The organism is Amycolatopsis sp. NPDC033938 (assembly GCF_055575975.1).
The window spans coordinates 68,365-92,962 of record NZ_JBVIRO010000004.1 but is presented as its reverse complement, the minus strand read 5'-3'; the positions used below and the strand labels follow the sequence as shown (position 1 = coordinate 92,962).

Below are 24,598 nucleotides of genomic sequence, written 5' to 3'. Positions count from 1 at the left end.
GCGTGTTGACACGCCACCAATGCGGTGACATGCCCAAGATCAACCGTCCACAAAGGATTTGGAAATCGTTCGCTTCTCACCTGCATGAGCATGGGCGAATTGAGTTTGTCAACCCCCGGGCGGACCACCGTCAGGCCGCTGACCTGCGACGACGATCGCGGGCCGCTAGGTGGGCCTCGTCGGCACGTGCTAAGATGAATTCAGCGAAAGGGGCAGAGGACACATGGTTTTCAAGGTCGGAGAGACCGTCGTCTACCCGCACCACGGTGCCGCACTCATCGAAGCCATCGAGACCCGCGTGATCAAGGGCGAGGAGAAGAAGTACCTCGTCCTCAAAGTCGCGCAAGGGGATCTTACGGTTCGCGTGCCCGCTGACAACGCCGAGATCGTCGGCGTTCGCGATGTCGTCGGGCAAGAAGGACTGGACAAGGTTTTCGACGTTCTGCGTGCTCCGCACACCGAAGAGCCCACTAACTGGTCTCGTCGGTACAAGGCCAACCTCGAGAAGCTCGCCTCCGGCGATGTGAACAAGGTGGCCGAAGTGGTGCGCGACCTCTGGCGGCGAGAGAAGGACCGCGGACTTTCAGCCGGTGAGAAGCGCATGCTGGCGAAGGCGCGGCAAATTCTGGTCAGCGAGCTCGCGCTCGCGGAGGGCACCGACGAGGACAAGGCTGAAGTCCTCCTCGACGAAGTTCTGGAAACCGCGGCAGTCTGAACCTGCGGGTGTCCCACGCCAGGTGAGGCTGCGGGGGATACCTCTACGATCGCGCACATATGAGCACCGTCCCTATGAGCACGATCGTGTTCGTCACTGCCGTTCATCACCATGCCTCCGACGCGGAGCTCGCTCTGGCGCCGGTCAATGGTGAAGCACTACTCACGCACACCGTGCGGGGGCTGCTCACGCTGCCGGATCTCGATCTGGTCGTCGTGGCGGCCCCCGAGCGGTGTGCTCAGTTGTTTTCGGCCGCTCTGATCGACTTCCCGGAGCGTTGCCGGATAGTACCCGGCTCATCACTCCGCCGTGTTTTCGACTCCGTCGAAAATGACATCGCCGGAAATCCCGTCTTTCTCGTACACGACGCTTTGCGGGCTTTCACGCCGGTGGATACGGTCCGTGCCGTCGCGGACGCGGTCCGTGCGGGTTCGCCTTCGGTTGTTCCCGTACTGCCGATGGCTGACACCGTGAAAGTGACCGACGCGACAAAAGTGATCACGGGCACGGAAGACCGCGCCTATCTGCGCACGGCGCAAACCCCGCTCGGCTTCACCCGTGAGACTTTTCTCTCTTATGTCGACAAACCGTCCCTCGACGGCGCGCACACCATCGCCGGACACCCCGACGCGATGCGGGTCACCAACTCGTTCGAACTGAAACTGGCCGAGGCGATAGCGCGGGCCGGGGACCAAGAAGAGACCCTGTGATCCACTCGCGCCGCGACATCCGAGTGGGCCGAAGAGCGCGCAAACAGGCGAGGAAAGAGGAAGTGCTGTGAGGATCGGGAACGGCGTCGACGTCCACCCCATCGAAGCCGGCCGCGAATGCTGGATCGCCGGTCTCCTCTGGCCCGGCGTCGACGGCTGCGCCGGACATTCCGACGGCGACGTCGCCGCGCACGCGCTGTGCGACGCGCTGCTGTCCGCGGCCGGGCTCGGTGACCTCGGCGCGGTGTTCGGCACCGGTGATCCGAAGTGGGCGGGCAAGCACGGCGTCGAGTTCCTCGCCGAGGCGCGACGGCTGGTCGAGGCGGGCGGCTGGACCGTCGGTAACGCGACCGTCCAGATCGTGGGCAACGCGCCGCGCGTCGGGAAGCGCCGCGAAGAGGCGCAGAAGGTGCTGAGCGAGGCCGTCGGCGGACCGGTGAGCGTCTCCGGGACGACGACCGACGGACTCGGCCTGACCGGACGCGGTGAAGGCATCGCGGCTTTCGCGACGGCGTTGCTGCTGCCCTCGCAGGAATAGGCCGCGCCGGGCGCCGGTTCGGGCTGTCATGGCAGTCACACTTCCCGAACCGGTCCGCGAACTGGTGGACGGCAAGAACTTCGCGACCGTCGCCACGCTGGACGCCGACGGCGGCCCGCAGACCTCGGTCGTCTGGGTGGGCCTCGACGACGGCGATCTGGTCTTCAGCGCCACCGAAGACCGGCTGAAGGTGCGGAACCTGCGCCGCGATCCGCGCGCGAGCGTGTCCATCACCGACGCCGAAAACCCGTACCGGCACACGCAGCTGCGCGGCACGGTGACGATCACCCCAGACCCCGGCAAGGAGCTCCCGAAGGCGTTGAGCCACAAGTACCTCGGCCAGGATCCGCCGCCGGAGGGCCCGGAGGTCGAGCGGGTGATCGTCCGCCTGCGGGTCGACAGGATCGCCGGGAACGTTCGTTGATTAGGCTCTCGCCATGGGTGTGACTTTCAACGACGCGACCAAGAAACTCCTCGACGGCAACAATTTTCCCGTCCTCGCCACGATCAACGCCGACGGCTCCGCGCAGACGTCCGTGCTGTGGGCGAAGCGGGACGGCGACACGGTGATCTTCGCGACCGTCCGCGGCCGTCTCAAGGAGCGGAACATGGCCAGGGACCCGCGGGTGTCCGTGTCGGTGTTCGACCAGGAGAACCCGTACAACTACGTCGAGATCCGCGGGACCGTGGAGATGACCGACGAGGGCGGGCGCGAGCTGATCAACGAGCTCTCGCACAAGTACCTCGGCAAGGACTACCCGGAGGAGCCCGCGGAGGTCGTCCGCGTGCTGGTCCGGATCACGCCCACCAAGATCACCGGCAACGCCGCCTGACCCCTGGGGCGCGCGCCATGAAAGGACCTTTCCTTGCAAAATTTGCAAGGAAAGGACCTTTCATCTCACACGCGGAGAGAGGCGAGGGTCCCCCGATCGTCGCTAATGTGGACTACGTGACCTTTCGCGCTGTGTTGTTCGACTTCTCCGGCACGATCTTCCGGCTCGAGCAGGACGAGACCTGGCTCGCCGACCTCACCGACCACGAGGGCGAGGCCCTCGACGTCGAGGCACAGACCGAACTGATGCGCCGGATGACCGCGCCGGTCGGCCAGGTCGTCGATCTCGACGAGGAACATCTGCACGCCTGGCACAACCGCGACCGCGACCCGGTGCTGCACCGCAAGGTGTACCTCGAGGTCCTCAAGCAGTCCGGCGTCCCGCACGCCGACCAGGCCGTCGCGCTCTACACGCGACTGATCGATCCCACTCAGTGGACGCCGTACCCGGACACCGAAGCCGTCCTCAAGGGCGTCTCCGGCAAGGGCGTGAAGCTCGGGGTGCTGAGCAACATCGCCTTCGACATCCGGCCCGCCTTCAGCCGACGGGGCTGGGACGCCTTCGTCGACGAGTTCGTCCTGTCCTTCGAGGTCGGAGCGGTGAAGCCGGAGCCGGAGATCTTCCGGCACGCCGTCGAGCGGCTCGGCGTCGACCCGGCGGAAACGCTCATGGTCGGCGACAGCGAGGAAGCGGACGGCGCCGCACGCGAGATCGGTTGCGCGTTCGCCCTGGTAGAGCCGCTGCCGACGCAGGCCCGGCCGGACGCTCTCCTCAGCGCACTGCGGGCCCATAACGTGCTGTAATACGGTCACTGCGACGCCGCTCACGCGGACCCCGTACCCTTTTAGGGTGGCACTACACCTCTATGACACCGCGACCCGGAGCGTGCGGGAATTCCACCCCGCCCGTAGCGGAACGGCGTCCATGTACGTGTGTGGTGCCACCGTCCAGGGCGTACCCCATATCGGCCACGTCCGCGGCGCGCTGAACTACGACGTCCTGCGCCGCTGGCTCGTCCACAGTGGACTCGACGTGCTGATGGTCCGCAACGTCACCGACATCGACGACAAGATCCTCACCAAGGCCGCCGACGCGGATCGCCCCTGGTGGGAGTGGGCGGCCACGCACGAGCGCGCCTTCGAGTCGGCGTACGAGTCGCTGGGCTGCCTGCCGCCTTCGATCGCCCCGCGGGCGACAGGGCATGTCACGCAGATGGTCGAGCTGATGCAGCGGCTGATCGACGGCGGGCACGCGTACGCCTCGGGCGGCGACGTGTACTTCTCGGTCAAGGCGTTCGACGGCTACGGCGACCTGTCCGGCCAGAAGCTCGACGAGGTCCAGCAGGGTGAGAGCCTCGGCGAGGGCAAGCGCGACCCGCGCGACTTCACGCTGTGGAAGAGCGCGAAGCCGGGCGAGCCGTCGTGGCCGACGCCGTGGGGTCCCGGCCGTCCCGGCTGGCACCTCGAATGCTCGGCGATGGCGACCACGTACCTCGGCGCGGAGTTCGACATCCACGGCGGCGGCGTCGACCTGGTGTTCCCGCACCACGAGAACGAACGAGCGCAGTCCAACGCCGCCGGCGACCCGTTCGCGCGGTTCTGGCTGCACAACGCCTGGGTGACCCTGTCCGGCGAGAAGATGTCGAAATCGCTGGGCAACACGGTCTCGATTCCGGAGATGCTCAAGAACTACCGGGCGCCCGAACTGCGGTACTACCTGGTCCAGCCGCATTACCGGTCGACGATCGAGTACTCCGACGGAGCACTCGCCGAAGCCGCGCAGGGCTACCGGAGGATCGAGCAGTTCCTGCGGCGCACCGCCGGCAGCGCCGGCGCGGTCGGCCTCGGCGCGGTCCCGGCGGACTTCGCCGCCGCGCTCGACGACGATCTCGCCACCCCGCACGCGTTCGCAGTGCTGCACAACACGGTCCGCGACGGTAACGCCGCCCTCGACGCGGCCGACAATTCCAAGGCACTCGAAATCGCCGCCACCGTGCGCGCGATGGTCGACGTGCTCGGCCTCGACCCGCTCTCCGCGCGCTGGTCCGAGGCGGGCGGTAACGAAACGCCCACCCGGCAGGCGCTGTCCGAACTCGTGGAAAGCCTGCTCGCCGAACGGCAGCAGGCCCGCGCCGAGAAGGACTTCGCCCGTGCGGACGCCGCGCGTGACCGCCTCCAGCAGGCGGGCATCGTGGTGGAAGACACCCCGAACGGTCCACAGTGGACCGTCAAGGACGTCTGACACTTACTCGGTTTCTAGCTCAAGGATTCTCACTGATGGCAGGCAACTCCCGGCGCCAGGGCGCTATTCGCAAGCCCGGCACGAAGAAGGGTCAGGTCGTCGGTTCCGGCGGCCAGCGCCGGAAGGGCCTCGAAGGCAAGGGCCCGACCCCCAAGGCCGAGGACCGGCCTGGGCACAAGGCGTACCGCGTCTCCAACGCGCGCGACCGCAAGGAACAGGCGCGGCAGAAGAAGGCGGACAAGCCGGAACTGATCGCCGGCCGCAACCCGGTCGTCGAGGCATTGCGTGCCGACGTGCCGGCCACCGCGCTGTACGTCGCGGTGAACATCGAGATCGACGACCGCGTCAACGAGGCCGTCCGGCTCGCCGGTGACAAGGGCATCTCGATTCTGGAGATCCCGCGCGAGGAACTCGACCGCAAGACCAACCGGGCCATGCACCAGGGCCTCGGCCTGCAGGTCCCGCCGTTCGAGTACGCGCACCCCGGCGACCTGATGACGGCGGCGAGGGACTCCGGCAACACGCCGCTGTTCGTCGCGCTCGACGGCGTCACCGACCCGCGCAACCTCGGCGCGGTGATCCGCTCGGCCGCCGCGTTCGGCGCGCACGGCGTCCTCCTGCCGGAGCGGCGCAGCGCGGGGATGACCGCGGTGGCGTGGCGGACCAGTGCCGGCACCGCCGCCAAGCTGCCGATCGCCGTCGCGACCAACCTCACCCGCCAGCTCAAGGCGTGGAAGGAAGACGGCCTGATGGTCGTCGGTCTCGACGCGGACGGCTCGGTCGACATCGACGAACTGGACGTCGCGGCGGATCCGCTGGTCATCGTGCTCGGCTCGGAGGGCCGCGGCCTTTCCCGGCTGGTGCGCGAGACCTGCGACGCGACCGTGTCGATCCCGATGGCGGCCGGTGTCGAGTCGCTCAACGCGTCGGTCGCGGCGGGCGTGCTCCTTGCCGAGGTGGCGCGCCGCCGTCGGCTCGCGGGACGTGTCTGACCCCGCACTTCGTCACACGGTGCGGGGCCCTCAGGCTAAGGTCACCAGCGGATAACGCGTAACCGCCCTGGGGGACCCCGCACCGATGTCGTTCATTTCGCCGCTGTTCCTGTGGTACTTCATGCCGGCGGTGCTGCTCGCCGTCCTGGTGTGCCCGCGCAGCTGGCGGAACGGCATCGTCGCGGTCGGCAGCCTGATCTTCTACGCCACCGGCGCCGGACCGTACACGCTGGTGCTGATCGGCTGCATGGTGGTCAACTTCCTGGCCGGGCCCGCGCTGGAACCGAACGCCTGGGACCTGCAGAACAAACGGCGCAAGCGGCTGCTGCTCGGCGTCATCGGCCTCAACGTCGGCATGCTGCTGATCTGGAAGTACGCGGGGTTCGCGACGCAGCAGATCGCGGCCGTGACGCATTGGTTCGGCGGCGGCTTCCCGGTGGCCGACCTGGTCATCCCGATCGGCATCTCGTTCTACACCTTCCACCACATCTCCTACGTGGTGGACATCTACCGCGGTGAACGCCGCGCGCTGCGCAATCCCGTGTCGTTCGCCGCCTACATCGCGATGTTCCCGCAGCTGGTCGCCGGGCCGATCGTGCGGTACCGGGAGATCGCCGACCAGCTGCCGCAGCAGCGTTCGCACCGCCTCGACGACATCGCCGCCGGTTTCCCGCGGTTCGCGCTCGGACTGTGCAAGAAGACGATCATCGCGGACTCGCTCAGCCCGATGGTGGACGCGTGTTTCAACACGCCTTCGGATCAGATGACCTTCGCGATCGCCTGGCTCGGCGCGATCGGATACACCCTTCAGCTGTTCTTCGACTTCTCCGGCTATTCCGACATGGCGATCGGGCTCGGCCGGATGCTCGGCTTCCGGCTCCCGGAGAACTTCGCGCGGCCGTACTCGTCGGTGACCATCACCGAGTTCTGGCGACGCTGGCATATGTCGCTGTCCCGCTGGTTCCGCGACTACGTCTACATCCCGCTGGGCGGCAACCGCACCGGCGCCGGGCACACCTACCGGAACCTGTGCATCGTGTTCGTGCTGACCGGCTTCTGGCACGGCGCGCAGTGGACGTTCCTGATCTGGGGCATCTACCACGGCGCGCTGCTGATCGTGGAACGTGCTTTCGGCTACGACGTCACCCCGAAGACCCAGGCCGCCCGCATCGGGCGCCGGGTGCTGACCCTCGTCCTCGTCGTCTTCGGCTGGGTGTTCTTCCGCGCCAAGGACCTGCCGCACGCGCTCGGCATGATCGGGCACATGGTGCTGCCGGACTTCACCGGCCTCACCGACGTCGTCGAAGGCGCGGTGACCAACCAGCGGCTCCTCATCCTGCTGTGCGCGCTGGCGATCGTGTTCCTGCCCGCGCATCCGGTGACCGGCCCGCTGCTGGAGTCCTCACGAAGCCGCCCGGCCACCGCGCTGCGGATCGGGGTGATGACCGTGGGCCTGGTGTACGCGGCCATCCTGATCGCGACCGGCACGTTCAGCCCGTTCCTGTACTACCAGTTCTGAGGGAGCCCCGCCCGTGACCGAACCGACCGATCTGGCCAAGCTGCCGGGTGTGATCCCGTACGTCGACAACCACGACGGCCCGCGACGGCTGCTGACCATCGACGTACCGCCCGTCAGCATGAACGCGGTGCGCCACTACGTGCCGTTCACGAGCATCGATGGCAGGCAGTACGTGGTGTCGTGGGGTTCGGTCACCTTCGAGATCCCCGCCGACCGGAACGTGCATGTCAGCGTGCATCTGCAGACCAACTACGCCTCCGGGCTGACGTCGACCCCGTACGCCTCGATCGTCCTGGCGCCGCACCCGTCTCCGGTCAGGCTGGCCACTCGGTTCACCGACGCGGAGGGCGCGCTTCTGCCGGTCGGCTAGGTTGGCCTCATGACCGACGGCTGGAAGCGGGACCGGATCGGTTCGGCGCTCCGGGGCGAAAATCCGACCGTGCTACGCCGGCTGGACGCGGGCTTCGCGGTGATCGGCGATACGCAGTTCCTGCCGGGTTACTGCGTCCTGCTGACCGACACTCCCGGCGTCGGCCGGTTGACCGATCTGCCGCGGACGCGACGGCTGGAGTTCTTGGCGGACATGGATTCGCTCGGTGAAGCAGTCGAAAAGGTGTGCGCCCGGCGCGATTCCGGCTTCCGTCGCGTGAACCTGGAGATCCTCGGCAATACGGATCCCTTTCTGCACGCCCATGTCTGGCCGCGCTATGACTGGGAACCGGCGGACGTGGTCGGGCGGCCGGTCTGGCTCTATCCGGTGGGCAACTGGGCGACGGCCTCGCTGGGCCCTGAGCACGACTCGCTGCGTTCCGAGCTGACCGTGGAGATCGACAGGCTGCGTGCCGCGTCGAGCACCAGACGCGAGAACTCCTGACCGCGCACCATCGGCAGGTAATGCCCCGCCTTCGGCACGGTGATGAGCCGCCCGTCGGCGCAGACGTCGAGGAACCGGCGCTCGTGGCGCCTGAAGTGGTCGCGTGAGCCGTTGACGAGCCACGTCGGGCCCGGGTAAGTCCTGAGTTGGGCGAGCACGTCGAAGCCGGCGAAGGCCTTGGCGACCTCCGGGATCACCTCTGTCGCGATGCCGCCGTCGATCACGGCTTGGGCGAGTTTCGGCGGAAGGACGCTTTCGAACTGCCATCGGCTGAGTCGCTCCCCGCGATCGGGGAGCCGCATGAGCAGCCGGTGCGCGAGGCGGAACGGCGTCTCCAGCGTCTTGCCCGGTACGCAGGTCGAACCCGCGACGAGGAGGCCCGCGACGCGATCCGGATGCCGTGCCGCCGCGGCGATCGCGACGTAGCCCCCGAGGGAGTGCCCGACGACCAGAGCGGGCTCGTCGATGGCTTCGACGACGGCGTCCACCGCGCCGGCGAGGGTGAACCGTTCGCCGCGCCGGGCGCCGTGTCCGGGTAGGTCGACCGCCGTAGCGGGCGGGTTGGCGCGTTCCAGCTGCTCGGCCCAGGCGGCTCCGCTGAGCCGGATGCCGTGAACGAAGACGAGGGGGACCATGGACTACCTCCTGAATGCAACGCACCGTTGCGTTGCAAAGTACGCGTGCCGTCGATACAACGCAACGGTGCGTTGTATTCTTCGCGGGTGAGCATCCAGGGCGGTCCCCGCAAGGCCGAGGCGATCTTCGCCGCCACTCTCGAACTGCTGGCCGAGCATGGATACGACAAGCTCGCGATCGAAGCCGTCGCCGCCCGGTCCGGCGTCAACAAGACGACGCTCTACCGGTGGTGGCCGTCGAAGGACGCGCTCCTGGCCGCGGCGCTGCGCGATTCGGGGCTCTTCGCCCTCGACGTCCCGGACACCGGCAGCCTCCGCGGCGATCTCCTCGCCGTGGCGACGCAGATCCTCCGGTTACTGACTTCGGCGCATACCGCGCCCGTCGTCACCGCGACGCTGACCGCGGGCCCGCGCCGACCGGAACTCGGTGAAGTGGCACGGAGTTTCTTCGCGGACCGCATGACGCGAGAAGAGCCGATCTTCGAACGCGCCACCGCGAGAGGCGAACTGCGCGCCGACGTCGATCCGGTCGTCGTGATGGATCTGCTCGCCGGGGCCATCTGGTTCCGGCTGCTGCTGCGCGGCGACGAAGCCGATCCGAAATTCCTCGAAGAAGCCGTCGACACCGTACTGAACGGAGCCTCGTGAAAATCGCGCTGGAGATCGAATCCGAGCGGCTCGAAGATTATCTCGCCGCCGACGCGGTGGTCGATCACGAGCATCCGCTGATCCGCGAAATGGCTGACCGGCTGGCACCGTCCGGCGGCACCGAGGTCGACGTGATTCGTTCGATGTTTCACTTCGTGCGCGACGACATCGCCCATACGGTGGACGCCGCCGATTCTCGCGTCACTCTTATGGCCTCGGAGGTTCTGCGCGAGCGGGTGGGCCTCTGCTACGCGAAGGCCCATCTGCTGGCCGCTTTGCTTCGCAGCCAGGGCATCCCGGCCGGGTTCTGCTATCAGCGGATCGGTGTCCTGCACGGGCTCAACGGCGTCTACCTCGCTGGTCTGGACCGGTGGATCCGGCTCGACCCGAGAGGCAACAAAAATGGTGCGGACGCCCATTTTTGCCTGGAAGATGAGCGACTCGCGTGGACACTGGACCCCACCCGAGGCGAGATCGACTTCCCCACGGTGTACACCGCACCGTCTTCGGCCGTCGTCGAAACACTCTCGTCGGCGACACCCGGCCCCGCGTGGTACGAAGGAATCCTTCCGCACGCTCCGTGAGTGGTTTTTCCGTGATCCGGCGAAACCTCGGATGCGAAAGCGGTATCGCCGAGCGTCACACTCGCTGTTGGGACCTTTCCCCCGAATTTCTTATTTCGACATTGTCACGAGGCGCGTAGAGTAACTCCCCGCACTCGAACCGATACGCAATGCGTTCGGCCGTTCGAGTGCGGATCAAGGAGGTGACCCCCGTGCCCGCGGAAGCCGACCGGCTCCGCCGTACCCCACTGCAAGAGATCTTCTGGACCAGGACGAGTCTGCTGCTCACCGTACTGGTCGTCGTCGCGGGCCTCAGCCTGTGGATCTCCAGCATGATGGATCCCGGCGCCGGTAGAACGCTGCTCACTTCACTGGGCACCGGCACGCTGATCTCCGCGGTGGTCGGCTTCGGCCAGACCCTGATCACCGCCACCGCGTCACAACGCGCGATGGTGACCCCGGTGATCGAGGAAAGCCGCCGCGCGCTGGAAGCGCTCAGCGCCGAATACCGTTCGCTCAACAAGGAATTCTTCCCCACCCACGTCTTCGAGGCGACCACCGATCCGGATCCGTTGTTCAACCGGGTCATGACCGAAGACCTCGACGTGGCCCGGCACTACTTCTTCCGCGGGTTTTCCGGCAGGCATGCCGCGGCCCGGTTGCTGTTGTCCCGCACCGAAAGGGAGCTGCGCGTGGTCATCGCCGACCCGCGCGACGAGGGCGCCATCAGCGGCAGGGCGCGGTATCTCCTGCGCAGCGAGGAAGCGGGCATGGACTACGAGACGATCCAAAAGCGGCTCTACGACGAGATCAGCATCGGCCTGGTCGGGCTGTTCCTGGCCCGCAGCCGGTGCTCGCTGGTGGACATCACCGTCGTCGCCGATCCGCCGCTGGACCGGCTCGAAGTGTTCGACGAGAGCGTTTGGGTGACCTTGTACAGCGACATCCGCGGTGCGACCACGCTGTATCCGCGAACGTTGCGATTCAGCGAAGGATCCTTTCTGTACAACAAGGAACGCTCGGAATTCCTCCGGGTTTCCCAGTCCCGGTCCGGACGGCACTTCCGCATCTCCACCTCGACGACGAGGGCGGATTTCCTGGCACTGTACGAAAAGATCACCGGTTCTCCCCTGCCCGAAGAGAACTTCCTCGAACTGGAGGCGAAATTCCATGCCTTCCGGAAGGAGTTCACCACACTCGCCGAGCTGAACCCCTGACTTCTCGGCACCGAAGAGCACTAGAACTGAGGAGCTGAAGTTGCTCACTCGTTTGTCCCCCCTCACCCAGCTGGCCGCGTTGCTCCGCACCACGGATCTTCCGCTGGCGCAGCATTGGCAAGTCGTCGACGAGATCTTCCGGGACTGGACCTCGAGACCGGATCTGCGCACCGATCTCCGGCGGCATCTGGATTCGCTGAGCCCGGACGAGGCGAGCGCGGTACTCGAACGATCCCGCGAAACGACCACCCACTTCGCCTGGTGCCTGCTCGACTCCCCGACGGATCCCTTTTCGATCTGGCTTCACGAGTACAAGGCACCGGAGGACTGGCGCGAAGGTTACGCCGACTCCGTGCACAACCACAGATATCACTTCTGCACCACGCTCCTCCGCGGTAACTATGTCCACGAGCGTTACTCGACCCTGCGAGATCAACTTTCCGGATTGATCACATCGGTTCGGTTACGACGTAGCACGCTGTGTCAGGCGGGGTCGGTAGGCGTCATGTACGCGGACGAGTTCCATCGGATTCCCGAAGCCACCGAAGGGACTATGACGTTTTTGGTGAAATCACGCCCAGTAAGCGAGTTCAGTCTTTCCTATGACCCGAAGACCGGAATCGGGCATCGTCACGTTCCGGTGGAGGTCCGATTGGGGGACCTGGCCGCCCGCATCTAACTACACACCGCCGTCGAAGGCGCATACCATTACTCCACCCGTAAGCGGGATCGGAGAGGTGTATGCGCGCGCGAAAGAGCACGATTCCTTCCCAGACCATTGACGCCGTCGAGCAACGCGTCCGGCAACTGTGCTGGAGATATGCGGACAAACTGCAGTTCCACGGCTGGCACCACGTGAGTTTCGTCCGGGCGAAGGCCGCGGGATTCGCCGAACACAACGGTGCTGATCGCACCGTCGTCGAGGTGGCGGCACTGGTGCACGACGTGAACTACATCGTGCTCCGGAACTCCCCCGCGGCCGCCGGGCGAGACCTCCGGATGGGCATCCTGCGGGAGTGCGGTGTCGAGGACACCGTGGCGCGGTGGATCGACGACATCGTCGACGAAGCCGAAATGGCCACCCGCGGCCGTCACATCTCGCTGGAGGCGCAGGCGTTGAGCGACGCCGACACGCTGTTCAAGGCGCTGCCGGTGACGCCCGTCGTGCTCGCCCATCGCTATCTACGGGAGAACGGGCTGAGCCTGCGCGAGCTGGCGCACAAGATCGTCGGCGAACAGCGGGACATCCACGACAGTGGCTACTACTTCTACAACCCGAAGGCCGCGGAGACCTACTCCCGGTGGGCGCTGGCGAATCTTCAGCTGTGGCAGTGCATCAAGGAAGCCGTCGACGATCCGACGGTCGTCGAACTCCTTGACGCGGTGCACGCCGTGGACGACATGGACTTCGAAGCGGAACCGGCGGCCTCCTAACGCTGTCCGTAGCCGCGGAGTTTCTCCACGACGTGCTCGATCTCGGCAGGCGGGAGCAGGTTCGGTGTTCCCGCCGCCCGCGCCATCAGCCAGACCTGGCAGACCCATTCGAGCTGCTGGGCCCGGCTGTACGCGGAGCCGAGGCCGTCGCCGAAGGTGATCGTGCCGTGGTTGGCCAGCAGGCAGCCTCGGCGGCCCGCCAAGGCCTCCAGCATGGCCTTGGCGAGCTCTTCGGTGCCGTAGGTCGCGTAGGACGCGACGCGGGCCGTCGGGCCGATCGCGGCGAGCATGTAGTGGATCGGCGGCACCTCGTCGACGAGGGTGGAGACGGCCGTGGCGTGCACGGAATGGGTGTGGACCACGGCGGAGACCGCCTTACCCTCCGGATCCGCCGCTTCCCGGTACACGGTGAGGTGCATCGGGAGTTCGCTGGTCGGTTTGAGCGAGCCGTCGACGACCTCGCCGTCGAGGCGGACCACCGGCACGTCTTCCGGCCGGAGCCCGGCGTAGTCGACCCCGGTCGGGGTCACCGCTACCAGATCGCCCTGCCTCGCGGAGACGTTGCCGGACGTGCCGACCACGAGTCCGTCCGTGGTCATCCGGCGGGCGAATTCACAGACCGCCGCGCGTTCTTCGGCCAGGATCACCGTCACAACCTCCACAGTCCACGGGCCGCGGCCAGCGAGGCCTGATAGTCGGCGTAGCCCTGCTCGTAGAACCCTACGTTTTCGGGACGGACCTCGACGACACGCGCGCTTTCCGCCCACAGGTCCCTGTCGACCGGTTCGCCGAGGGCGTCCGCGGCGACGATCACCGCACCCCGCGCGCCGACGCCGGGATCGCCGGGGATCACGATGGGTCGTCCGAGCACGTCGGCGAAAATGCGGGTCCACGCGAGCGAGCGGACCCCACCGCCGCAGGCGTACAAGGTGCCGGTGAGCCCGGCCGCCTCGAAGCAATGCCTTGCCGCGTAAGCGATCGACTCGCACAGGGCGCGGACGATGTCGCCACGCTCGCTCTCCAGGCTCAGCCCGGCGAACTGCGCCCTCGCCGACGCGTCGACGAACGGCGCTCGTTCACCGGACGCGGAAAGGAACGGCAGCGCCCGGACCCCGCCCGCGCCGGGTTTGCTCGCGTCGAGCAGCGGGCCGATCTCCTCGACCGCGATGCCGAACAGACGGCACACCCAGTCGATACCCGCGGTGCCGACCATCGCCGGCATCGCTCGCAGGAACTCACCTTCCTCCGGGGTGCAGAGGAACATCCCCGCCGGCTCGCCCTCCGGATCGAACATCGCCGAGTCGGTCAGTACCTGGCAGGCGAGGGTGGTTCCGGCCGTGAGGATGCCGTCGCCCGGCCGCCGCACGCCGGCGCCGATGGCGCTCGCGGGCAGATCGAACGGACCCGCCGTGACCGGCAACCCGACGGGAAGACCGAGCAATCCGGCCCCGCGTTCGTCCAAGCGGAACACGGTCTTCGGCGCCGCCGGTTCCGCGAACAGGTTCCGGCGGTGGGAGAGGCCGACGGCCGCGATGGCGGCTTCGTCGTAGTGCCGGGTGGACGGATTCAGGAACGGCAGCGAAGCGTCCGACGCATCGACGGTGATCTCGCCGGTCAGCCGCTGGACCACCGCGTCGACGCAGTAACCCGCCACCACCGCCCTGTCGAGTGACTCCGGTTCATGAGTGTCCAAAAAGGACATGATCGCCGCGGCACTGCCGGGGAACATGCCCGACGCGGTGCGTCGGAACACTTCGCGGGACACCCCGTCGGCCTGCCATTTGGCGACCAGCGAGTTCGCCCGCCCGTCGAGCCAGGAGATCGCGGGCCGGACGGCCTCCCCGGATCCGTCGCGCAGCCACAGCCCGTCGCCCTGGCCGGTGAGGGCCAGCGCGGTGACCGGACCGTCGAGCCCGGCGGCGACCTCCCGCACCACCGTCGCCACGGTGCCGAGTACCTGGTCGAGGTCCTGCTCGACCAGCCCACCCGGCAGATGGTGCACCTCCGACGTGGTGCACGCGCTCGCCACCGACATCCCGGCCTTGTCGAAGACGACCGCCTTGGTCAGTGACGTGCCGATGTCGACGCCGATGATCATGGCCGCCGGACCTCGGGGTTCGCCAGGTTCGCGAGCGCTTCCCCACGGACGTACCGGCCGACTTCGGCGGCGACGATGCTCGCCGCCCGCTCCGCCGTCTGCCTGCTCGCTCCGGCGAGGTGCGGTGTGGCGATCACGTTCGGCGCGTCTCGCAACGCCCAGTCCGCGGGCGGTGGCTCGATGTCGTACACGTCGAGCGCCAGCGCGCCGAGCCGCCCCGAACGCAAGGCTTCCGGAAGCGGCGAATAGTCCAGGAGCCCGCCGCGCGCGGTGTTGACCAGCACCGCTCCTTCCGGCAGCAGCGCGAGTTTGCCGGCGTCGATCAGATGCCGGGTCTCCTCGGTGAGCCGGGCGTGCAGGCTCACCACGGAACTGCGGCGCAGCAGGTCGTCCAGTTCGACGAGTTCGGCACCGTCGGCGGCGATACCGGCCGGATCGGCGAACGGATCCGCGACCAGCACCTTCGAGCCGAACGCGATGAGCACCTTGGCCACCCGCGAACCGATCGCGCCGTAGCCGACCAGTCCGACGGTGGTCCCGTCGAGTTCGAGGCCGGTCTGGTCGTAGGCGTAGTAGTCGCCGCGCCAGGTCCCGCCCAGCAGTTCGGCCGAAGACGTCGAGATCCGGCGCATCGCGGCGAGGATCATCCCGACCGCGAATTCGGCGGCAGCGCCGGCGTTGCGGCCGGGCGCGTACGTCACCGCGACCCCGGCCTCGGTGGCCGCGGCGAGATCGACGTTGACCGGACCGCCCCGGCACACCGAGAGGAGCTTGAGGTCCGGTGCGGCGGCGAACACCTGCTTGGTGAAGGGTGCCATCTGGGTCACCGCGACCTCGGCACCCGCCACGGCCTCGATCACCTGCTCCTCGGTGCCACTGGCCTCGTGCACGTTCGCGATCGGGCCGAACGGCTCCACCGGCCACGGCAGCGTCAGCTCCGAGAACTCGTGCCCGGCGCCGATTTCGGCACGGACGGCGTCGGCCAGCAGGCCGGTGCCGACGAAATGGTCTCCCGCAGCGAGTATCCGCAACTCTGCGTCCTCTCTCCGTGCCCGCATCGGGCGCTTCTCAGTGTCTGTTGGTGAACCCGCCACCGCAATCGAGACGGATCGCGGCTACGCCGCCAGGTTCAGTGGGCTTTCTCGTATTCGGTGATGTGCGCGACCTTGCTCGCACTGGCCGAGGCCGGGTCGAAGCGGTAGCCGACCCATTCGGCGACGATCTTCTTCGCCAGTTCCGGGCCGATCGCGCGGGCGCCGAAGGTGATCACCTGGCAGTCGTTCGATTTGACCGACCGCTCGGCCGAGTACGAGTCGTGCGCCACCGTGGCCCGGACCCCCGGGACCTTGTTCGCCGAAATGGCCATGCCGATCCCGGTCCCGCAGACCAGTACGCCGCGATCCGCCTCGCCCCGCGCGATCGACTCCGCCGCCGCGAGGCCGAGCAACGGGTACGCCCTGTCGTCCGAACCGTCGGCGACGCCGAGGTCGGTGACCTCGTCCACCCGTTCGTCGGCGAGGAGCAGGTCACGCAACTGGTCCTTGAGCGCCACCCCGGCGTTGTCCGCCGCCACCACGATCCGCATTCAGTCGTCCTTTCCCAGAGCCTGGCCGACCGCGGTGACGAGCAGCGCGAACGAGGTCGCCCCCGGATCCGGGTGCCCCTTGCTCCGCCGCGCCAGCCGCGCCGCCCTTCCCTTGGCCGGTAGCAGGTCCGCCGTGGCCTCGGCCGCGCTCACCGCGACCTGGGCCGCCTTCTGCCAGGCCTGCGGGACGTCCGCACCCGCCACGGCCTGTTCGCGCAACGCCAGCCGGAACGGCTCGATGGCGTCGAGCATCGTCTTCTCGCCGGGCTCCGCCTTGCCCAGTTCGACGAACGCCGTCACGGCACCGTCCACGGCGTCCGCGAGGGCTTCCACGGTGACGTCGCCTTCGGACCGGCCTCGCAACCCCGCGCCGGTTTCCGCCAGCAGGACCCCGTACAGCGCGCCGGACGCTCCGCCCGCGGCGTCGGCGAACGCCGTCCCGGCGGCCAGAAGCGCGGAGGAGAGTGAATCGCCGTCGCGCCGGGCGGCGACCGCTGCCCGCATTCCCCTGGTCATGCCCAGCCCGTGGTCGCCGTCGGCCGCGACGGCGTCCAACCTGCCGAGTTCGGCTTCGTTGGCCTCGATGTCGTGCAGTGCCGCCGTCAAGGCGCGGTCCACCACGCCCCGCCCCGGCTCGGTCTCCGCGAGCAGTGAGTCCACTGTGGACTCCAGCGGGACCTGTGCCAGCGCGGCACCGGTGCTCCGGTAGCCCGGGGTGTCGCAGGGCGCGGCGTACAGCTCGGCGAGTTCGTCGTCGAGCACCAGGATCGACAGCGAGACGCCTGCCATGTCGAGCGAGGTGACGAATTCGCCGACCTCGGTGTGCAGCGGACTCAGCCCCGCCGCGGCGAGCCTCTCGTGCACTCGGGTGTAGGTCGCGAACATCTCTTCGTATTTGGTGCGGCCCAGCCCGTTCAGCAGGACCACCACTCGCCCGTCGCCTTCCGGCAGTTCCGGGAGGAGGCCGTCGACCAGCTCGTCGGCCAATTCACTGGCGCTCAGCCTGCCGACGGTGCGCACACCGGGCTCGCCGTGGATACCGAGCCCCAGTTCCATTTCGCTCTCACCGACGGTGAACAGCGGCGCGGAGGCGCCGGGGAGCGTGCATCCGCCGAACGCCACCCCGAAGGTCCGGGTGCGCGCGTTCGCCTTCTCCGCCACCGCGTGGACGGCGGCCAGGTCGTCACCGCGTTCGGCGGCGGCACCCGCGATCTTGAAGACCAGGAAATCGCCCGCGACGCCACGGCGTCGTTCCGGCGCGTCGGCAGGCCCGCTCGCGATGTCGTCGGTGACCAGGATCGTGCGGCTTTCGACGCCTTCGGCCGCCAGCCTGCGGGCGGCGAGGCCGAAATGCAGCACGTCGCCCTGGTAGTTGCCGTAACCGAAGAGCACGCCGGCACCGCTCTCCGCGGCCAGCGCCGTGCGGTAGACCTGCTCGGCGCTCGGGCTGGTGAACACGTCGCCGACCACCGCGCCGTCGGCGAGGCCGGGGCCGACCAGTCCGGCGAACGCGGGATAGTGCCCGCAGCCGCCGCCGATCACCACCGCGACCTTGCGTTCGGACTCTTCCCGCCGCAGTACGCCATAGGCGCCGGGAACCTTGCGCACCGAACGTCCGTAGGCGGTGACGAATCCGTCCAGCCAATCGCGTTTGAACGTCTCCGCGGTACCCAGGACCGTCATCGCCCGCTCGCTTCCGCGAACTCGCCGGACAGGTACGCGAGCAGCTTGCGCCGTACGTCGTCGTTGTTCTCGGCCACCTCGGCGGCCAGTTCCAACGCGTCCGGCTTCGGCGGGTACACCGGATTCGGCAGCGCGATCACGGTGAGCCCGGCGGCGGCCGCCGCGCGGATACCGTTGCTGGAGTCCTCGACGCCGAGGCATTCCTCACCGGAGCGGCCGAGCCTGGCGGCGGCTTCGAGATAGACGTCCGGACTGGGTTTCCCCCTGGCGACCTCGGCACTGGAGACGGTCGCGGCGAACTCGCCCATGAGCCCGTGCTTGTCGAGCACCGCGTCGATCACCCGGCGGGCGGCCGAGGACGCCAGCGCGACCGGCACCTTCGCGCTCACCTCGCGGACCATCTCGCCGGCGCCGGGCAGCAAGGGCGCCTCCCCCGCCTCGATCGCGGCGATCATGCCGTCCACCACGGCACGCTCGACCTCGACCGCGCTTTCCGGTGTCCCGGAGCGCTTCGCGAGGTAGGCCGCCCATTCGGGCGCGCTCATCCCCTGCACGGACGCGGTGTCCTCAGCGGTCCATTCGGTCCGGTGCCGGGCGGCGTACGCCACCCAGTTCTCTTCCCAGAGGTGTTCACTGTCGACGAGGACACCGTCCAGGTCGAACACCACCGCGGCGAGTGCCATCCGGCATCTCCTTTCACATCGATGCTGTTAAGTTAACATCGATGATGTGATGTTGACAAGGTCCGAGGAGGGATCACGTGGGCGCACGGTTGTTACTGGCCCGGCACGGCCAGACCGAATGGCATGCCGAGAACCGGTACGCGGGCAGCAGCGACGTGGCGCTGACCGAAGAAGGACTCAGGCAGGCGGACGAGCTCGCCGGATTCGCCGCGGCGGCCGGGCCGTCGGCGGTGTTCTGCTCACCGCAGAGCCGCGCGCGTCGCACCGCGGAGCCGTCCGCCAAGGCGCTGGGGGTGACGCCGCGAGTGGTGGACGAGCTGCGTGAAGTCCACTTCGGACTGATGGAGGGTCGCACCAGGGAGGAGCTGGCGGCGACGGATCCCGAGGCGGTCACGAGGTTTCTCGCGGATCCCGTCACCGGCGCCTTCCCCGGCTCGGAGCCTCCCGAGGAGGCGGCCGCGCGCGGCGCGCGGGCGCTACGCGGGATCGCCGCCGAGGTTCCGGGCGAGACGGTGCTCGTCGTCGCGCACAACACGCTGATCAGGCTGACCTTGTGCGCACTGTTGGGCATTCCGCTCGAGACCTACCGCACGGTGTTCCCGCGACTCGACAACGCGGCAGTCACCGAGATCGCGATCGACGGCACGCGCACCGGCCTGCTGCGCCTCAACCAGCCGGCGCGCACGCGATACTGGACACCATGAGCGATGAGAAGACGGCCGGTGCGAGCGCACACTCCCGTAACACGCGCCAGCAGCAGATCACCGAACACGTCTTCAAGACCGGCTCAGCCACCATCTCCGACCTGGTGGAACTCACCGGTGTCAGCACCATGACCGTGCACCGCGACATCGACGAGCTCGTCCGCCGCGGCCTGCTCCGGAAGTATCGGGGCGGGGTGTCCGCCATGCCGTCGACGGTCTTCGAAAGCAACGCCGACTATCGGATGAACGTGCATTCGGAGGAGAAGGCGGCGATCGCCGCGCACGCGCTCGCCCGCGTCGAACCGGGGATGTCGATCCTGCTCGACGATTCCACGAGTGCCCTCGCGCTGGCGAAGATGCTGCACCGGGTCACCCCGCTGACCGTCGCGACGAACTACCTCGGCGCCATCGAACTGCTGAAGGGGGTCCCCGATCTGCGGCTCATCTGCATCGGCGGCGACTACTCGGCGACCCACGACTCGTTCCTCGGCATGCAGAGTCTCGAAGCGATCGAGCGGATCAACGTCGACGCGACCTTCGTTTCGACGTCGGCGATGAACACGCGGATGACCTTCCACCAGGAGCCGGAGATCGTGATGCTGAAGCGCGCGATGCTCGCGAGCGCGCGGACGAAGGTGCTGCTGATGGACCACAGCAAGACCGAACGCGCGGCGTTGCACCGGCTGGCGCCACTGAGCGACTTCGACGTGCTGATCGTCGACGACGGGGTGGAGGACCACCTGGCCGAGGAGATGCGGAGCCAGGTGGAAGTGGACGTCGCGGAAGTCTGAGCCCCCGCCCCAGCCCCAATAACCGGGCCGATGGGCGCTTTCCCCGCATCTCACGCGGCGAAGGGCGCCTTCCTCACATCTCACGCGGCGAAGGGCGCCTTCCCCACATCCCACGCAGCGAAGGGCACTTTCCTCACATCGCATGCGGCGATGGGCGCCTTCCCCTCACCTCACCGCACGCCGCGAAGGACGCTTTCCCCACATCCCACGCAGCGAAGGGCGCTTTCCCCTCATCGCATGCGGGGAAAGGGCCCTTCAGCCCCCCGCCTCCGCCCCGGCGCGCGAGGCTAACACGGAAATCCACCGATGTAACATCTTGAAAGTTAAGTTAACACGATCCATGATACGCTGAACACGACGTCATGGAGGCGTGCATGAACCAGATGACATCGCCGTTATCGCGATCCGGGAGCGGGTTCTCCCGTTTGCTCGACCGTTGGGGCCTTCCCGCCCCGCTGTTCCTCGGCTATGCCGGGCTGCTGCTGTTCATGATCGGCGACGGGGTCGAGTCGGGCTTCATCGCGCCGTTCATGGCGAACAACGGCGCGGGCAGCGAGATCAAGGCTTCGTACGTGATCACCGTGTACGGCGTCGCCGTGATGCTGGCGTCGTGGCTGTCGGGCGCGCTCTCGGATCTCTGGGGACCGCGTCGCGTGATGATGATCGGCCTGGCCATCTGGCTGGTGTTCGACGTGCTGTTCCTCGCGGTCGCGGTATCCGGCGAGAACTACCCGCTGATGCTGGTGTTCTACGGCCTCCGCGGGTTCGGCTATCCGATGTTCGCGTTCGGTTTCCTGGTCTGGATCACCGCGGTGGCACCGGTCGCGCGGCTCGGCGCGGCGGTGGGCTGGTTCTACTTCGCCTTCACCGGCGGGCTGCCGACGCTGGGCGCGCTGGTGGCGAGCTTCACCAACCCGGTGCTGGGCCAGTACGGCACGCTCTGGGTGTCGGTGGCGCTGCTCGCGGTCGGCGGGTTGCTGGCGATCTTCGGGGTCCGGCAGCGGACGGGATACACCCGGCTCGCGCCGCCGGACGTGAAACCGGTGCAGAGCCTGGTCTCCAGCGTGTCGATCGCGTGGAAGAAACCGCGCGTCGGCGTCGGGATGCTCGTCCGGGTCATCAACACCGCGCCCGAGTTCGGCATGCTGGTGTTCTTCCCGACCATCTTCATCGAGGGCATCGGGTTCGGGGAGAGCCGCTGGCTTCTGCTGGTCTCGGTCATCTACGGCACGAACATCTTCTTCAACCTGATCTTCGGCGTGCTGAGCGACCGGATCGGCTGGCGCACCACGATCTTCTGGTTCGGCGCGATCGGCTGCGCGATCTCGATCCTGCTGCTGTACTTCGTCCCGATCGCCATGGGCGCCGAGTACTACTGGCTCGCGCTGCTCGTCGGCGCGCTGTACGGTGCCACGCTCGCCGGGTTCGTGCCGATCTCGGCGCTGCTCCCCTCCCTCGCCCCGGAGAACAAGGGCGGGGCGATGGCCCTGCTGAACCTGGGCGCGGGCGCGGCGGCGTTCGTCGGCCCGGCGATCGTCAGCGTCTTCCTCGGGCCGCTGGGCGCGGCCGGGGTGGTGATCGTCTTCGCGGCGCTGTACCTGGTCGCGGCGGTCATGGTGCGGTACCTGAAGCTGCCGGAAGAGACGGCGAAGGCGATCGAAGAAGACAAGAGCCTGCAACAAGTCGGAGAGAAGGTCGCCACCACGTGAACGAGCCCGTCACGATCGGCATCGACGTCGCCACCGCGGGGGTCCGCGCCCTCGCGGTGCGCGGCGGCACCGTCCTCGCCTCGGCCGCCGAGCCCCTGCCCGCACCGGTCCGCGACTCCCGCGGGTACAGCGAGCAGGACGCCCGGTCCTGGTGGCCGACGGTGGAGACGGTGCTGGCGAAGGTCACCGGCGAGCTGCCGGGCAAGGGCGGCGAGGTCGCCGCGGTGGCCATCGCCGCGACGTCGGGGACGATCGTCGGGGTCGACGCCTCGGGCGCGCCGGTCACGCCCGCGCTGATGTACGACGACAGGCGCGGCGCGGCCCTCAACCGCGAGGCCGCCGAACTCGGCGAGGATCGCTGGCGACGGCTCGGTTCCGGGGTGTCGGCCACGGCCGCGCTCGGCCGGATCGCCTGGCTGTCCGCACACGTCCCCGACGTCGCCGGGATCCGGCACACACCGGAGCTGATCGCCGCGAAACTCACCGGCGGGCCGGTGGCGACCGATTGGTCGCATGCGTTGAAGAGCGGCTACGACCCGCTCGCCCTCGAATGGCCTTCCGAGGTTTTCGACGCCTTGGGCGTGCCGGAGCACCTGCTCCCGCCGGTGGTCGCCCCGGCCACTGTGCTCGGCACGGTGACCCGTCCGGTCGCCGGGCTCCCGGCGGGTTGCCCGGTCGTGGCCGGGATGACCGATGGCTGTGCGGGTCAGCTCGCGGCCGGGGCGGTCACCCCGGGCAGATTCGTCGGGATCCTCGGCACGACGTACGTGCTCAAGGGGGTCACCGAGACGTTGGTGCCGGATCCGACCGGCGTGCTGTACAGCCACCGTCATCCCGACGGCTGGTGGCTGCCGGGCGGCGCGTCGAACACCGGCGGCGAGGCCGTGGCCGGAGAGGAGCGGCTAGCCGAACTCGACGCCGCGGCAGCCGAGCTGGGCCCGGCCAAAGCGATCGCGTATCCGTTGCGACGTAAGGGCGAACGCTTCCCGTTCACCAGAGCGGAGGCGGAGGGATTCGTCTCCGGCGAGCCGGACACGGTCGAGCTGCACCGGGCCCGGCTGGAGGGGGTCGCCTTCCTCGAACGGCTGGCACTGGACCACCTTCGCCGCCTCGGGGTCACGATCACGGAGCCGCTGCTGGCGGCGGGCGGCGGCAGCAAGAGTCCTTTGTGGACACAGATCAGGGCGACCGTCACCGGGCTCGGTCTGCGGGTCTCACCGCGGGCCGAAACGGGGTATGGCGCCGCGCTGCTCGCCGCGGCCGGGATCCTGCCGGGCGGGCTCACCGAAGCGTCCGAAGGGCTCGCCGAGGGAACACTCGTCGAGCCCGACGAACGGGAGAGCGGCGCGCTCGCCGAGTCTTACCAGCGGTTCTGCGCCGAACTGCACACCCGGGGCTGGATCGACGACGAACTGTTCGCCGCCGTCCAGCACTGAGCCCTCGAAAACCGCTGATCAGGAAGGGCGTGGGCCATTGTTCTCGGTAGGGGCCGGCTTCTGCGCGGCCTCCGGTTTGGCGGCTTCGGCGTCGGGGGCGGGCGCCAGCAGCCGGATGGCCTCCTGGACGGCGACGTCCGTGGCGGAAAGCCGTTCGGCGACCTTCGTCCGGAGTTCCATCGCGAGCTTCCGGGCCTGCTGAGCCTCGGTCTGCTGGGTCTTCGCGTCGGCGAGAGCCTCCGCGACCTGCTCCTGCTTCGCCGCGATGTCCTCGGCCGAGGACTTCTCCGATTTGGCGATCTTCTCCGCCGAAATCCGCTCGGCTTCGGCACGCTTTTCCGCCGAGACCCGGTCTGCTTCCGCGATCTTGTCCGCAGAGGCCTTCTCCGCCTCCGCGCGACGAGCCGCCGAAGCCTCCTCGGCCTTCTTGTCCGCGGCCGCGCGGGTCCGGACACTCTCCATGTCCAGATCCTTGCGCTTCTGCGCCGCCTCGGCGTTCAGCCGCTCGATCTCGGCCTTGGCGTCCGCGAGCAACTTCTCGCGCTCCGCCTGGGCGTCCTTGGCCGCTTTGTCGATGGCGCGCTGGGTCTCGTGCGCGTACTTGTCCGCTTCGGCCCGGGTCGACTTGGCGTCCGCTTCCGCGGCGGCCTTGAGGTCGGCGATCTCCTCCTCGGCGAGCTGCATCATCATGCGGACGCGCTCGGCCATCGCGCCGGCGCCGGACGGACTCGAGCTCATCCGCACCAGCGCGGCCTTGGTCTCGTCCAGTTCCTTCTGAGCGTGGCCGAGCGCCTTGGTGAGTTCGGCGGCGGTCGCCACGGCCTCGTCGCGGTTGCGCGAGAGCTGCTTGAGTTCGGTCGACAGTTCGGCGAGCCGCTCGTCGACCTGACGCTTGTCGTAGCCGCGGACAGAGCCCGCGAACTGGGGCGATTTCGCTGAGGGCGCCTGAGGCGCCGACTTCTCAGGAGCGACCATGGCGGCCACCTTAAT

Annotated in this window: 27 protein-coding genes; 19 read left to right on the top strand and 8 right to left on the bottom strand. The window is 68.2% G+C overall.

Annotation, left to right across the window (positions count from 1 at the left end):
* Window positions 1–223: 223 nt before the first annotated feature.
* The 10 genes from ACZ5ZX_RS13260 (at window position 224) to ACZ5ZX_RS13215 (ending at window position 7,918) form a co-directional block, all read left to right on the top strand.
* On the top strand, window positions 224–715 hold the full coding sequence (locus tag ACZ5ZX_RS13260; RefSeq protein WP_005165253.1) for a CarD family transcriptional regulator: 492 nt from the start codon (window positions 224–226) through the stop codon (window positions 713–715).
* A 74-nt stretch (window positions 716–789) separates the two neighbouring features.
* Complete coding sequence (locus ACZ5ZX_RS13255; protein WP_465502245.1) at window positions 790–1,425, top strand: IspD/TarI family cytidylyltransferase; 636 nt, start codon at window positions 790–792, stop codon at window positions 1,423–1,425.
* A gap of 67 nt (window positions 1,426–1,492) precedes the next feature.
* A complete protein-coding gene (gene ispF, locus ACZ5ZX_RS13250; RefSeq protein WP_037318231.1) occupies window positions 1,493–1,963 on the top strand; it encodes a 2-C-methyl-D-erythritol 2,4-cyclodiphosphate synthase in 471 nt (156 codons plus the stop codon).
* Window positions 1,964–1,991: 28 nt separating this feature from the next.
* Complete coding sequence (locus ACZ5ZX_RS13245; RefSeq protein ID WP_465494767.1) at window positions 1,992–2,387, top strand: PPOX class F420-dependent oxidoreductase; 396 nt, start codon at window positions 1,992–1,994, stop codon at window positions 2,385–2,387.
* A 13-nt stretch (window positions 2,388–2,400) separates the two neighbouring features.
* Window positions 2,401–2,796 (top strand): PPOX class F420-dependent oxidoreductase, encoded by a 396-nt coding sequence (locus ACZ5ZX_RS13240; RefSeq protein ID WP_240599316.1) that lies wholly within the window; start codon window positions 2,401–2,403, stop codon window positions 2,794–2,796.
* Window positions 2,797–2,912: 116 nt separating this feature from the next.
* Entirely contained in the window at window positions 2,913–3,599 is a 687-nt protein-coding gene (locus ACZ5ZX_RS13235; RefSeq protein ID WP_465502244.1) for an HAD family hydrolase, read from the top strand.
* Between the two features lie 46 nt (window positions 3,600–3,645).
* A complete protein-coding gene (gene cysS, locus ACZ5ZX_RS13230) occupies window positions 3,646–5,037 on the top strand; it encodes a cysteine--tRNA ligase (protein ID WP_465502243.1) in 1,392 nt (463 codons plus the stop codon).
* A gap of 35 nt (window positions 5,038–5,072) precedes the next feature.
* Window positions 5,073–6,029, top strand: a complete 957-nt coding sequence (gene rlmB / locus ACZ5ZX_RS13225; protein ID WP_465502242.1) for a 23S rRNA (guanosine(2251)-2'-O)-methyltransferase RlmB — start codon at window positions 5,073–5,075, stop codon at window positions 6,027–6,029.
* An 85-nt stretch (window positions 6,030–6,114) separates the two neighbouring features.
* A complete protein-coding gene (locus ACZ5ZX_RS13220) occupies window positions 6,115–7,548 on the top strand; it encodes an MBOAT family O-acyltransferase (RefSeq protein WP_465502241.1) in 1,434 nt (477 codons plus the stop codon).
* Window positions 7,549–7,561: 13 nt separating this feature from the next.
* Complete coding sequence (locus ACZ5ZX_RS13215; protein WP_465502240.1) at window positions 7,562–7,918, top strand: hypothetical protein; 357 nt, start codon at window positions 7,562–7,564, stop codon at window positions 7,916–7,918.
* Window positions 7,919–8,298: 380 nt separating this feature from the next.
* Here ACZ5ZX_RS13215 and ACZ5ZX_RS13210 read toward each other — a convergent pair whose 3' ends face one another.
* Complete coding sequence (locus ACZ5ZX_RS13210) at window positions 8,299–9,057, bottom strand: alpha/beta fold hydrolase (RefSeq protein ID WP_465502239.1); 759 nt, start codon at window positions 9,055–9,057, stop codon at window positions 8,299–8,301.
* 87 nt (window positions 9,058–9,144) lie between these two features.
* Between ACZ5ZX_RS13210 and ACZ5ZX_RS13205 the strand changes: the two genes are divergently transcribed.
* From ACZ5ZX_RS13205 to ACZ5ZX_RS13185, 5 genes are all read left to right on the top strand, one after another.
* Window positions 9,145–9,705, top strand: coding sequence for a TetR/AcrR family transcriptional regulator (locus ACZ5ZX_RS13205; RefSeq protein ID WP_465502238.1), 561 nt, complete (start codon window positions 9,145–9,147; stop codon window positions 9,703–9,705).
* Window positions 9,702–10,289: a transglutaminase-like domain-containing protein gene (locus tag ACZ5ZX_RS13200; protein ID WP_465502237.1), complete on the top strand. Its 588-nt coding sequence runs from the start codon at window positions 9,702–9,704 to the stop codon at window positions 10,287–10,289. Before ACZ5ZX_RS13205 ends, ACZ5ZX_RS13200 begins: the two co-directional genes overlap by 4 nt.
* A gap of 149 nt (window positions 10,290–10,438) precedes the next feature.
* The gene (locus ACZ5ZX_RS13195; RefSeq protein ID WP_465502236.1) at window positions 10,439–11,485 is read left to right on the top strand and encodes a hypothetical protein; all 1,047 of its coding nucleotides are present in this window, start codon (window positions 10,439–10,441) and stop codon (window positions 11,483–11,485) included.
* 40 nt (window positions 11,486–11,525) lie between these two features.
* Complete coding sequence (locus tag ACZ5ZX_RS13190; RefSeq protein WP_465502235.1) at window positions 11,526–12,164, top strand: hypothetical protein; 639 nt, start codon at window positions 11,526–11,528, stop codon at window positions 12,162–12,164.
* 62 nt (window positions 12,165–12,226) lie between these two features.
* Entirely contained in the window at window positions 12,227–12,919 is a 693-nt protein-coding gene (locus tag ACZ5ZX_RS13185; RefSeq protein WP_465502234.1) for an HD domain-containing protein, read from the top strand.
* On the opposite strand, the gene ACZ5ZX_RS13180 is transcribed toward ACZ5ZX_RS13185, so the two are convergent.
* From ACZ5ZX_RS13180 to ACZ5ZX_RS13155, 6 genes are all read right to left on the bottom strand, one after another.
* Window positions 12,916–13,566 (bottom strand): class II aldolase/adducin family protein, encoded by a 651-nt coding sequence (locus ACZ5ZX_RS13180; protein ID WP_465502720.1) that lies wholly within the window; start codon window positions 13,564–13,566, stop codon window positions 12,916–12,918. The genes ACZ5ZX_RS13185 and ACZ5ZX_RS13180 overlap by 4 nt on opposite strands.
* Window positions 13,567–13,568: 2 nt before the next feature.
* Window positions 13,569–15,017: an FGGY family carbohydrate kinase gene (locus ACZ5ZX_RS13175; RefSeq protein WP_465502233.1), complete on the bottom strand. Its 1,449-nt coding sequence runs from the start codon at window positions 15,015–15,017 to the stop codon at window positions 13,569–13,571.
* Window positions 15,014–16,048: a 2-hydroxyacid dehydrogenase gene (locus ACZ5ZX_RS13170; protein ID WP_465502232.1), complete on the bottom strand. Its 1,035-nt coding sequence runs from the start codon at window positions 16,046–16,048 to the stop codon at window positions 15,014–15,016. The genes ACZ5ZX_RS13175 and ACZ5ZX_RS13170 overlap by 4 nt, the downstream gene beginning before the upstream one ends.
* A 98-nt stretch (window positions 16,049–16,146) precedes the next feature.
* Window positions 16,147–16,602, bottom strand: coding sequence for a ribose-5-phosphate isomerase (locus ACZ5ZX_RS13165; RefSeq protein ID WP_465502231.1), 456 nt, complete (start codon window positions 16,600–16,602; stop codon window positions 16,147–16,149).
* A complete protein-coding gene (locus ACZ5ZX_RS13160) occupies window positions 16,603–18,285 on the bottom strand; it encodes a dihydroxyacetone kinase family protein (RefSeq protein WP_465502230.1) in 1,683 nt (560 codons plus the stop codon).
* On the bottom strand, window positions 18,282–18,968 hold the full coding sequence (locus ACZ5ZX_RS13155) for an HAD family hydrolase (RefSeq protein WP_465502229.1): 687 nt from the start codon (window positions 18,966–18,968) through the stop codon (window positions 18,282–18,284). Before ACZ5ZX_RS13155 ends, ACZ5ZX_RS13160 begins: the two co-directional genes overlap by 4 nt.
* A 77-nt stretch (window positions 18,969–19,045) precedes the next feature.
* Here ACZ5ZX_RS13155 and ACZ5ZX_RS13150 point away from each other — a divergent pair, with 77 nt between their 5' ends.
* The 4 genes from ACZ5ZX_RS13150 to ACZ5ZX_RS13135 all read left to right on the top strand — a co-directional run bounded on the left by ACZ5ZX_RS13150 (window position 19,046) and on the right by ACZ5ZX_RS13135 (window position 23,608).
* Window positions 19,046–19,672, top strand: a complete 627-nt coding sequence (locus ACZ5ZX_RS13150) for a histidine phosphatase family protein (RefSeq protein WP_465502228.1) — start codon at window positions 19,046–19,048, stop codon at window positions 19,670–19,672.
* Window positions 19,669–20,463 carry a DeoR/GlpR family DNA-binding transcription regulator gene (locus tag ACZ5ZX_RS13145; RefSeq protein ID WP_465502227.1) on the top strand — a complete coding sequence of 265 codons (795 nt, stop codon included), beginning with the start codon at window positions 19,669–19,671 and terminating at the stop codon, window positions 20,461–20,463. The genes ACZ5ZX_RS13150 and ACZ5ZX_RS13145 overlap by 4 nt, the downstream gene beginning before the upstream one ends.
* 383 nt (window positions 20,464–20,846) lie before the next feature.
* On the top strand, window positions 20,847–22,172 hold the full coding sequence (locus tag ACZ5ZX_RS13140; protein ID WP_465502226.1) for an MFS transporter: 1,326 nt from the start codon (window positions 20,847–20,849) through the stop codon (window positions 22,170–22,172).
* Entirely contained in the window at window positions 22,169–23,608 is a 1,440-nt protein-coding gene (locus ACZ5ZX_RS13135; RefSeq protein WP_465502225.1) for an FGGY-family carbohydrate kinase, read from the top strand. The genes ACZ5ZX_RS13140 and ACZ5ZX_RS13135 overlap by 4 nt, the downstream gene beginning before the upstream one ends.
* A gap of 18 nt (window positions 23,609–23,626) precedes the next feature.
* On the opposite strand, the gene ACZ5ZX_RS13130 is transcribed toward ACZ5ZX_RS13135, so the two are convergent.
* Window positions 23,627–24,583, bottom strand: a complete 957-nt coding sequence (locus ACZ5ZX_RS13130; protein WP_465502224.1) for a coiled-coil domain-containing protein — start codon at window positions 24,581–24,583, stop codon at window positions 23,627–23,629.
* Window positions 24,584–24,598: the final 15 nt, after the last annotated feature.

Bases quoted from the DNA above. Each gene is read 5' to 3' on its own strand.
- ACZ5ZX_RS13260 (WP_005165253.1), top strand. From the start codon at position 224: ATGGTTTTCAAGGTCGGAGAGACCGTCGTCTACCCGCACCACGGTGCC.
- ACZ5ZX_RS13255 (WP_465502245.1), top strand. From the start codon at position 790: ATGAGCACGATCGTGTTCGTCACTGCCGTTCATCACCATGCCTCCGAC.
- ACZ5ZX_RS13245 (WP_465494767.1), top strand. From the start codon at position 1,992: ATGGCAGTCACACTTCCCGAACCGGTCCGCGAACTGGTGGACGGCAAG.
- ACZ5ZX_RS13240 (WP_240599316.1), top strand. From the start codon at position 2,401: ATGGGTGTGACTTTCAACGACGCGACCAAGAAACTCCTCGACGGCAAC.
- rlmB (WP_465502242.1), top strand. From the start codon at position 5,073: ATGGCAGGCAACTCCCGGCGCCAGGGCGCTATTCGCAAGCCCGGCACG.
- ACZ5ZX_RS13220 (WP_465502241.1), top strand. From the start codon at position 6,115: ATGTCGTTCATTTCGCCGCTGTTCCTGTGGTACTTCATGCCGGCGGTG.
- ACZ5ZX_RS13210 (WP_465502239.1), bottom strand. From the start codon at position 9,057: ATGGTCCCCCTCGTCTTCGTTCACGGCATCCGGCTCAGCGGAGCCGCC.
- ACZ5ZX_RS13195 (WP_465502236.1), top strand. From the start codon at position 10,439: ATGCGTTCGGCCGTTCGAGTGCGGATCAAGGAGGTGACCCCCGTGCCC.
- ACZ5ZX_RS13185 (WP_465502234.1), top strand. From the start codon at position 12,227: ATGCGCGCGCGAAAGAGCACGATTCCTTCCCAGACCATTGACGCCGTC.
- ACZ5ZX_RS13175 (WP_465502233.1), bottom strand. From the start codon at position 15,017: ATGATCATCGGCGTCGACATCGGCACGTCACTGACCAAGGCGGTCGTC.
- ACZ5ZX_RS13165 (WP_465502231.1), bottom strand. From the start codon at position 16,602: ATGCGGATCGTGGTGGCGGCGGACAACGCCGGGGTGGCGCTCAAGGAC.
- ACZ5ZX_RS13160 (WP_465502230.1), bottom strand. From the start codon at position 18,285: ATGACGGTCCTGGGTACCGCGGAGACGTTCAAACGCGATTGGCTGGAC.
- ACZ5ZX_RS13155 (WP_465502229.1), bottom strand. From the start codon at position 18,968: ATGGCACTCGCCGCGGTGGTGTTCGACCTGGACGGTGTCCTCGTCGAC.
- ACZ5ZX_RS13145 (WP_465502227.1), top strand. From the start codon at position 19,669: ATGAGCGATGAGAAGACGGCCGGTGCGAGCGCACACTCCCGTAACACG.
- ACZ5ZX_RS13140 (WP_465502226.1), top strand. From the start codon at position 20,847: ATGACATCGCCGTTATCGCGATCCGGGAGCGGGTTCTCCCGTTTGCTC.
- ACZ5ZX_RS13130 (WP_465502224.1), bottom strand. From the start codon at position 24,583: ATGGTCGCTCCTGAGAAGTCGGCGCCTCAGGCGCCCTCAGCGAAATCG.